Here is an 8,746-nt window from a genome sequence, read left to right as displayed (position 1 = left end):
TTTTTGCCGCTCGTATAACGAAACAAAATGCGAGCAGGCCGGGCAGAGTCCCGCCTGGAAGGCGAGTTCGGATCTTGAGGGGAGTCAAACCGAATGCAGCTCGATTGGAGTCACGATGCGCGGTTCATGCAGTGCTTTCATCGATGTGGATTCCTGTATTCTCGGAAACAACCAGACGTGGAGGGATTTTGTGGAGAAGTACGCCGGGGTCGTCCATGCGGCTGTGCGCAAGGTGATCCGGGCCAAGGTTTTCCGGGCCAGCGAGGATGACATCCAGGAGGTGGCGCAGAACGTTTTCATGCGGCTGGTGAAGAAGGATTTCAACCTGCTGCGGCGCTACGATCCCGCGCGCTGCTCCCTGGCGACCTACCTGACCATCATCGCCAGGAGCACGGCGCTGGACTTCCTGCGCTACGGGTTCTTCAACTCCATCCCCCTGGACGACTTCGACCGCGACGCGCGGGTGGAGGCCTTCGAGCCCGACGATTCCCTGGAGCTGCCCGAGGGGGTGCTCACCGAGCGGCAGGCGGTCACCCTGCGCCTGCTTTTCTACAAGGATTACGACGTGTCCATGGCGGCGCAGGCGCTGGGCGTGAAGGCCCAGACCGTGCGATCCATCAAGCACCAGGCCCTGGCGCGGCTGCGCGAGCATTACGGGCAGGCCCGGGCCTCGTAGCAAACCAGGTTGGGGAGACGACAATGACCGGACAGGTGATCTGGGGAGATTTCGAAAGCGCCCTGGGGCGGAGGGAGACCGCGCTGCTGAACAAGAGCGGGGAAGCCTTCGGGGAGCGGTGTCCGGGAATGCTGGAACTGGGCGGCTACCTCGACGGAACCCTGCGCGGGGCCGCCAAGGACGCCGTGGAGGAGCACCTTGTGGAGTGCCCGCTGTGCCGCAGGCTGGTCGTGGAGCTCTATCTCGTGCTCAAGGAGCGGCGCCAGCCCGCGCCCGAGGCGCTCCTGCGCTTCGCCGCGGGGCTCGCGCCCGGGATATAGGCGGCCGCCCCGGCGGCCCACGGCGCATCCGTCTGCGCGCCCCGGGCGGGGCCAGCTCCCGCCCGGGTCCGGACACCACCGGCACGGCCTGCTCGCAACAACCGTCCGCCGGAACCGCGCGGCCCATTGGGGGCCGCAGCCATCCGGCGGTCAATCCCGCAAGGGAGGCGAGCCGCCATGTACGTCGACGCCACGTCCTACCTGAACTCGACCTACGACCCGACCCTCACGGACAGCACTGCGTCCGGCGAGCTGGGCCAGGATGCGTTCCTGCAACTGCTCATGGCCCAGCTTGAGTGGCAGGATCCCCTCGACCCCATGGACGACACCGAGATGGTCGCCCAGCTGGCCCAGTTCTCCAGCCTGGAGGCCCTCCAGGAGATGACCGGCCAGCTCGATTCCATGACCACGCTGCTGACCAGCCAGATATCCATGAGCGCCACGGGCTACATGGGCAAGGAGGTCGAGGCCGCGGGCTCGTCCCTCAGCAAGGACGGCGAGTCCGTGAGCAGCGTGACCTACACCCTGGGCGCCGACTCCGCGACCACCTACGCCTACGTCTTCGACACCGCGGGCGACATCGTGGCCGCCGTGGACCTGGGCGAGCGGGCCAGCGGCGAGCACACCTTCGTCTGGGACGGCAAGACCGCCGACGGCAACGAGGCCGCCGACGGCCAGTACGCCATCGCCTTCCTGTGCGAAACCGGGGACGGCGAAAGCTTCTACGCCAGCGCCCAGGTCTCGGGCCTGGTGACCTCCGTCTACCAGGAGGACGGCGAGGTCATGCTCGGCCTGGCCGACGGGCGCACCGTGTCCCTGGCCAACGTGACCAAGGTCGTGGACACGGGCCTCACGGCCTCCGCCGACGAGGAATAACGCACCACAGCCCCCCCGCAAGGAGCACCGCCATGAGCGTCATGAGCACCATGTACACCGGCATCGCCGGGATGCTCACATCGAGCACGGGCATGTCCGTGGTCAGCAACAACCTGGCCAACACCAGCACCGTGGGCTACAAGGGATCCAAGATCACCTTCGAGGACACCTTCTACCAGGCCATCAATTCCGCCCAGGGCGTGAGCCAGGTGGGCACGGGCGTCACCGTGTCGGCCATCTACGGCGACTTTTCCCAGGGCGCCTACGAGACGACCACCAGCGCCACCGACCTGGCCATCAACGGCAACGGCTACTTCCAGCTCGTCAACCCGGTGAGCGGCTCGGTCTACTACACCCGCGCCGGTGATTTCACCTTCGACAAGAGCGGCTACCTGACCGACGCCCACGGCTACAACGTCCAGGGCTGGGCGGTGGACGGCGAGGGCAGCCCCGTGGGCGCCGCCACGGACATCCGGATCGACAGCTCCCAGTCGCCGCCCAGCGCCACCACCGCCGTGAGCATGCTCCTGAACCTCGACTCCACCGCCGAGGACAGTTGCGTGGACGCCGCGAACCCGTTCTTCGCCATGTTCTCCGCCTGGGACGGCACCGGGGACACCCCCCTGGGCGACGCCCTCTACGCCTACCAGAATTCCATCACCGTCTACGACGAGAACGGCGCGTCCCACGTCCTGACGGTCTACTTCGACAAGGTCGGCGAGGACACCTACACCGACGGCGCGGCGGGCTCCAGCGTCTGGGAATACGTCGTCACCTGCGATCCCTCCGAGGACGGGCGGACCATCGACGGCACGGCCCTGGCCACCACCTCGGCGGCCGGGCTGCTCATGGCCGGCACCCTGACCTTCAGCTCCGCCGGCGAGATGAAGGGCATGACCGCCTACACCCTGTCCAGCGGCGCCTCGGGCAATATGAGCAACCTGGCCAACTGGACCCCGGCGGAGTTCTCCGACAACGGCTTCCCCGTCTTCACGGCCAACTTCACCGGCGCGCAGGACGCCAGCGCCACCGGCGAGCCCCAGGCCCGGCCCATCGAACTGAACCTGGGCCTGGGCACCAGGAACGTCACCGGCAGCGGCTGGAACGCCGCCACGGCGGCCAGCGCGGCGGCCGTGGGCTCCAGCTTCGCCAACGTGGGCAACCTCCTGGAGCCCGACCTGGAAACCTCGTCCACCACCAGCTACGACTCGGCCACCACCACGCGCACCCAGGCCCAGGACGGCTATACCTCGGGCTACCTGCTGGAGCTCAGCGTGGACACCAACGGCGTGGTCACCGGGCGCTACTCCAACGGGCAGATCGAGGACCTGTGGGTGGTCGCCCTGTGCGACTTCGCCAACGAGGACGGCCTGCAACGCCAGGGCGGCAACCTCTTTTCCCAGACCCGCGACTCCGGCGAGGCCGTCATGGGCACCCCGGGCACCGCCAGCCTGGGCTCCATCAGCTCCAACACCCTGGAACAGTCCAACGTGGACATGGCCACCCAGATGGTCCAGATGATCACCCTGCAACGCGTCTACGACGGCAGCAGCAAAATCATCTCCACGGCCAACGAGATGCTCCAGACGGTGATCGGGCTCAAGCGCTAGCAGCCCGCGCGCCCGCCCCCCGCCGCGCGCGGCGGGGGGCGCGGGCCCCGGGCCGGAGGGCACCACAATGGCCGACAGCATGCTGACCATCGGCGGCAACGCGCTGGGCGTCGCCCAGTACGCCCTGAGCATCTATTCCAACAACGTCGCCAACGCGAGCACCGAGGGCTACCGCCGCCAGACGGTGAGCCTGGCCGACACCGGCTACATCGCCGTCAGCGGCGGGCTGGCGGGCACCGGGGTCTGCGTCTGCGAGGTGCAGCGCTGCTTCGACACCTACATCGAGCGCCAGTACCTGGACGAAAGCGCCGACGCCGCGCGCTGGGAAACGGCGTCGGGCTGGCTGGAGAGCATCGAGAGCGTCTTCAACCAGTCTTCGGAAACGGGGCTGGACGAGGCCCTGAGCGCCTGGTTCGCGGCCTGGGAGAGCGTGACCCAGTATCCGTCCGACCTGGCCGTGCGCGAGGCGCTCACCGCCGCCACCGACACCCTGGCCACCGTGCTCACGGACATGGCCGACGACCTGGACCGCCAGGAGGAGCTGCTGAACGAGGCCATCGGGCAGGACGTGGACGAGGCCAACGCCATCACCCGGCGCCTGGGCGAGATCAACCAGGGGCTCGTGGCCAGCCCGGGCGACAACGGCCTGCTCAACGAGCGCGACGCCCTGCTGCGCGAGCTGGCCGGGCTGGCGGACGTGGATGTCCTCTACAGGGCCGACGGGCAGGTGGCGGTGTTCCTGGGCTCGGGGCAGACCCTGGTGGACGGCGCGTCCACCTTCGAGCTGCGCTGCGAGGGGCCCAGGTCCTGGGCGTCGCTGACCTCGGCCTCGACTTTCGACGGCGCCGTGTATTTCGACGGCTCCGCCTCCAGCGAGATCACCGTGCAGGTGGTCGGCGCGGGCGGCGCGGACGGCGGCGCGGGCGCGGCGACATTCCGCGTGTCCTGCGACGGCGGCCGGACCTGGCTCACCGACGAGAGCGGCAACGTGCGGCTGTTCACCGCCGACGCCGCCACCGGCGCCGTGACCGTGGACGGCGTGAACATCTGGTTCGGCGCCGCGGACGACTCCGGCGCGGCGGCCCCGGGAGCCCTGGCCCCCGGCGACACCTTCACGGTCATGCCCAAAAGCGGGGTCTACTGGTACGAGAACACCTCGTCCTTCATGAACGTCACCAGCCTGTCCGGCGCGGGCGCGGACGACACCTCGCGGCTGACCGGCGGCAGCCTGGCCGGACTGCTGACCACCCGCGACCAGTACCTGGGCACCTGGCAGGACGAGCTGGACGCCCTGGCCTCGGCCCTGGTCTGGGAGGTCAACTTCGCCCACAGCCAGGGCGCGGGCCTGACCAATTTCACCACCGTCACCGGCACCAGCGCCGCCGAAGACTCCTCCGCCGCCCTGGCCGACAGCGGCCTGGCCTTCGCGGGCCGGATCCAATCCGGCGCCCTGTCCATCGCCCTGTACGACGCCGCCAGCGGCGAGGCCCTGGGCGTGGCGGACCTGGACTTCTCGTCCCTGACCCCGGGGGTGGCGGTGTTCGACCCGGCGGTGCACTCCCTGGACGACGTGGCCGCCGCCATCAACGCCGCCTGCCCCGGCCAGCTCACGGCCAGCGTGACGAACGGCGCCCTGGCCATCGCCGCCGCCGACGGCGTGGAGTTCCAGTTCGCCGGGGATTCCACCGGCCTGCTGGCGGCGCTGGGCATCAATACCTACTTCACCGGCTCCGACGCCTCGGACATCGCCCTGAACCCGCTGCTGGCGGACCCCTCGCGGGTCAACGCCTCGGCCGTGGACGCCACGGGCGACGCCAACGCGGGCGGCAACACCACGGCCCTGGCCATCGCGGCCCTGGCCGGCAAGGAGACGGTGGTCGCCACCAGCGCGGGCGACGCGCGCAGCTCCTCGCTTCAGGACTACTTCGGCACCCTGGTGGGCAAGGTCGGCGCCGCCACGGCCACGGCCGCCTTCAACACCGCCTACCACACGTCCCTGGCCGAGAGCCTTTACGACCAGCAGGAGGCCGTGGGCGGCGTGAACCTGGACGAGGAGCTGATCCGCCTGGAGCAGTTCCAGCGCATGTACCAGACGGCCTCGACCCTGATCCAGACATCAATGGAACTGTTCGATACCCTCATCGCCCTGAAGTCCTAGGAGGTCCGCTCATGCGCGTCACCAACAGCATGGTCTACGCCTCGGTCATCCGCAACACCAACGACGCCCTGGCGCGCTACTACGCCCTGAACGAGCAGAACGCCTCGGAAAAGCGCATCAACCGCCCAAGCGACGACCCGGCGGGCGCCGCCACGGTGCTGGCCCTGCGCAACCACCTGGCGGCCCTGGAGCAGTACCAGGAGAACATCGACCTGGCCTCGGCGGCGCTGGCCGCGGCCGACGACGCCCTGGCCACGGTCAGCGAGCTCATCACCGGCGCCAAGGAGAAGGCCGAGCAGGGCGCCACGGGCACCCTGTCCGCCGGGCAGCGCGAGATGCTGGCCGGCGAGGTGCGCCAGCTCATGGAGCAGATGCTCGTGCAGGCCAATACCGAATACATGGGCGACAGCATCTTCGCCGGGCAGAACACCGACGGGGACGCCTATGCGCTGGCCCTGGCCGCCGACGTGTCCGGCCCGACCCTTTCGGGGGCCGACGTGGCGTCCATCACCGGCGACAGCGCGCACAGCGTGCGGGTGGAGTTCCTGGATTCGGGCACCGTGGGCGGCGCGGCGGACCTGGGATACCGCTGGTCCGCCGACGGGGGGCAAACCTGGACCACCGCCACCCTGGCCGCCGGAGACACGGCCCTGGCCCTGGGGTCCTGTTCGGTGGCCCTGGCCGCGGGCGCCGCCGTCAGCGGCGAGGCCGACGCCGCCGGGCAGAGCGCCCTGGTGGTGCGCCCCGCCGCCCTGTACCTGGGCGACGCCAAGGACGGTGCCGTGGTCCGCCACGCGGGAAGCTCCCCGGTGAGCGCCGCGGCCAGCGGCGTGTTCTCCGCGAGGGTCACGGTGCGCATCGACGCCGACACGACCCTGGCCGGGGCGGTCGCCTATTCCTACAGCACCGACGGCGGCGCCTCGTGGGTTGCGGGCAACAGCGCCAGCGGCGGCGTGCTCACCGTGCCGGGCGGCACTCTGACCCTCGCCCCGGACGGCGGGGCGGACCTCTTCGCGGGCGACCAGTTCACCCTGGTGCCCGAGCAGGCCGACATCGCCGTGAACATCTCCGACGCCAGCCCGGTGGTCATCAACAACGTGGGCAAGGACATCTTCGGCGGGCTCTACCAGGCGCCCGGGGCCGCCTCGGCCGACGCGGTGCCCGGCGCCAACCTCTTCGAGACGATGGGCAGGCTCGTGGCCGCCCTGGAAACCGGCGACGTGGATGGCGTGGGCCAGAGCCTGGAGGATCTCGACGCGGCCCAGGAGCGGGTTTTGCGCGGCGCCGCAAGCGTCGGCGCGCGCGAGACCACCGTGCGGAACGTGGAGGCCGCTTCAGTGCTGCGCAAGGAGGCCGATACCCGGCTCATGAGCGCCGTGGAGGACGCCGACCTGGTGACGCTCATGACCAGGCTCCAGGCGGCCCAGACCGCCTACACCTCGGTGGTGGAGACCTCCGCCGAGATCATGACCCTGTCCATGGCGGACCTGCTCTAGCCCGGGCCCCGCCGCGCGGCCCACGGGAGACGACAATGGCCGAGTATTCATCCGGCGCCATCTATTTCACCGGCCTTGGCAACGGCACGGACTTCGATTCCATCATCGAGGCGACCATGAACGCCGAGAGCTTCCGGCTGAACCAGCTCGAAGACTGGCGCGACGCCTGGGCCGGAAAGGTCGAGGTGCTCCAGGAGCTGAACACCGAGCTGCTCTCCCTGCGCACGGCCCTGGCCGCCATGAACACCAGGGCCGAGTTCGTGGGCATGGACGTGTCGGTCTCCGACTCCGGGGCCCTTTCGGTGACCGCCACGGGCGACGCCGCCGTGGCCAACCATACCGTGGTGGTCGGGCAGCTGGCCTGCAACGACATCTGGGTCAACTCCGCCACGGGCGAGGCCTCGGCCTCGGATTCCATCACCGACACCGCCGCGACCATGACCTATTCCTACGGCGGGGAGGAGTACACCGTCGACATCCCGGCGGGCACGACCCTGTCGGGGCTTGTGGGCATCATCAACGCCAACACCCTGTCCAACTCCGGCGTGCGCGCGGCGGTCATCGACGACGGCAGCGCCTGCCACCTGCAACTCTACGGCATGGACATGGGCGCGGGCAACACCGTGGCCGTCACCGCCTGCACGGTGGACGGCTACGCCCCCGGGGATTTCGAGAACACCCAGGCCGCGCGCAGCGCCCGGATCAAGGTCGACGGCTACCCCTCGGGCCAGGACCAGTGGATCGAGCGCGACACCAACACCGTAACCGACGTGCTCGACGGGCTGACCCTCAACCTGCGCGGGGTGTCCTCCGCCGACGGGGTGAGCCTGTCCCTGGCCGTGGACACCGACGCCATGTACGAGGGCGTCGTCTCGTTCATCGACTCGCTGAACGCCGTCTACGCGCTCATCGACGAACTCACGGCCGTGAGCGACGACGGCGAGGGCTCGATCATGACCGGCAACTACGGCGTGGACATGATCCGCCAGCAGCTCAAGGGCATCACTTCCTCCAAGGCCCTGGGCTTCGGCTACTACGACGAGGCCGACGGCAGCGGCGACCTGTTCACCAGCCTGGCCCAGGTCGGCATCGTCACCGACACCGACGAAAGCTCCGAGACCTTCGGCATGCTGATCCTGGACAGCGACCCCCCGGCGGGGCTGACCCTGGCCGAGGCCCTGGCCCGGGATCCCCTGGCCGTGGCCGACCTGTTCGTGGCCGACAACGAGGGCGTCTGCACCTCGCCGGACTTCGGGCATGTCTCCAACATCTCGGGCATCACCGCGCCCGGGGAGCATGAGGTGGCCTATCAGGTCTCGGGCGGGTCCATCGTCGCGGCGACCATCAACGGCGAGGCCGCGAGCGTGAGCGGCAGCGCAATCACCGGCGCCTCGGGCACCGCCGCCGCAGGCATGGTCCTCCAGGTCCACAACCTGGCCGATGGCGACTACACGGGCACCGTGCGCGTCAAGCAGGGCACCATCGCCGAGATGGTCGACACCCTGGCGGCCATCACCGACCCCGAAAGCGGCATCCTGAACATCATCGCCGACAACTACCAGTCCATCGTCGACAACACCGAGACGCGCATCGCCGAGGAACAGGCCCGC

7 protein-coding genes are annotated in these 8,746 nt (G+C 69.5%); all 7 read left to right on the top strand.

Going from position 1 to position 8,746, the window contains the following annotated elements; all coding sequences use genetic code 11:
- Positions 1-190 precede the first annotated feature (190 nt).
- Entirely contained in the window at positions 191-676 is a 486-nt protein-coding gene (locus tag M0P34_RS10775) for a sigma-70 family RNA polymerase sigma factor (RefSeq protein WP_291498921.1), read from the top strand.
- Positions 677-699: 23 nt separating this feature from the next.
- A complete protein-coding gene (locus M0P34_RS10770; protein ID WP_291498920.1) occupies positions 700-996 on the top strand; it encodes a zf-HC2 domain-containing protein in 297 nt (98 codons plus the stop codon).
- Between the two features lie 177 nt (positions 997-1,173).
- On the top strand, positions 1,174-1,872 hold the full coding sequence (locus M0P34_RS10765) for a flagellar hook capping FlgD N-terminal domain-containing protein (protein WP_291498919.1): 699 nt from the start codon (positions 1,174-1,176) through the stop codon (positions 1,870-1,872).
- A 32-nt stretch (positions 1,873-1,904) separates the two neighbouring features.
- Positions 1,905-3,482 carry a flagellar hook protein FlgE gene (locus M0P34_RS10760; RefSeq protein ID WP_291498918.1) on the top strand — a complete coding sequence of 526 codons (1,578 nt, stop codon included), beginning with the start codon at positions 1,905-1,907 and terminating at the stop codon, positions 3,480-3,482.
- 67 nt (positions 3,483-3,549) lie between these two features.
- Positions 3,550-5,640 (top strand): flagellar hook-associated protein FlgK, encoded by a 2,091-nt coding sequence (flgK, locus tag M0P34_RS10755; protein WP_291498917.1) that lies wholly within the window; start codon positions 3,550-3,552, stop codon positions 5,638-5,640.
- 11 nt (positions 5,641-5,651) lie between these two features.
- Positions 5,652-7,136 carry a flagellar hook-associated protein 3 gene (locus M0P34_RS10750; RefSeq protein ID WP_291498916.1) on the top strand — a complete coding sequence of 495 codons (1,485 nt, stop codon included), beginning with the start codon at positions 5,652-5,654 and terminating at the stop codon, positions 7,134-7,136.
- 35 nt (positions 7,137-7,171) lie between these two features.
- Positions 7,172-8,746: flagellar filament capping protein FliD (fliD, locus tag M0P34_RS10745; protein WP_291498915.1), on the top strand; the 1,575-nt coding region annotated here is incomplete at its 3' end.

The sequence above is a fragment of the Desulfocurvus sp. genome (assembly GCF_023230885.1).
Lineage (GTDB): Bacteria > Desulfobacterota > Desulfovibrionia > Desulfovibrionales > Desulfovibrionaceae > Desulfocurvus.
This window is presented reverse-complemented; position numbering and strand designations above follow the sequence as displayed.

Coding starts and splice junctions, on each gene's coding strand:
- M0P34_RS10770 (WP_291498920.1), top strand. CDS start 700: ATGACCGGACAGGTGATCTGGGGAGATTTCGAAAGCGCCCTGGGGCGG.
- M0P34_RS10750 (WP_291498916.1), top strand. CDS start 5,652: ATGCGCGTCACCAACAGCATGGTCTACGCCTCGGTCATCCGCAACACC.
- M0P34_RS10760 (WP_291498918.1), top strand. CDS start 1,905: ATGAGCGTCATGAGCACCATGTACACCGGCATCGCCGGGATGCTCACA.
- flgK (WP_291498917.1), top strand. CDS start 3,550: ATGGCCGACAGCATGCTGACCATCGGCGGCAACGCGCTGGGCGTCGCC.
- M0P34_RS10765 (WP_291498919.1), top strand. CDS start 1,174: ATGTACGTCGACGCCACGTCCTACCTGAACTCGACCTACGACCCGACC.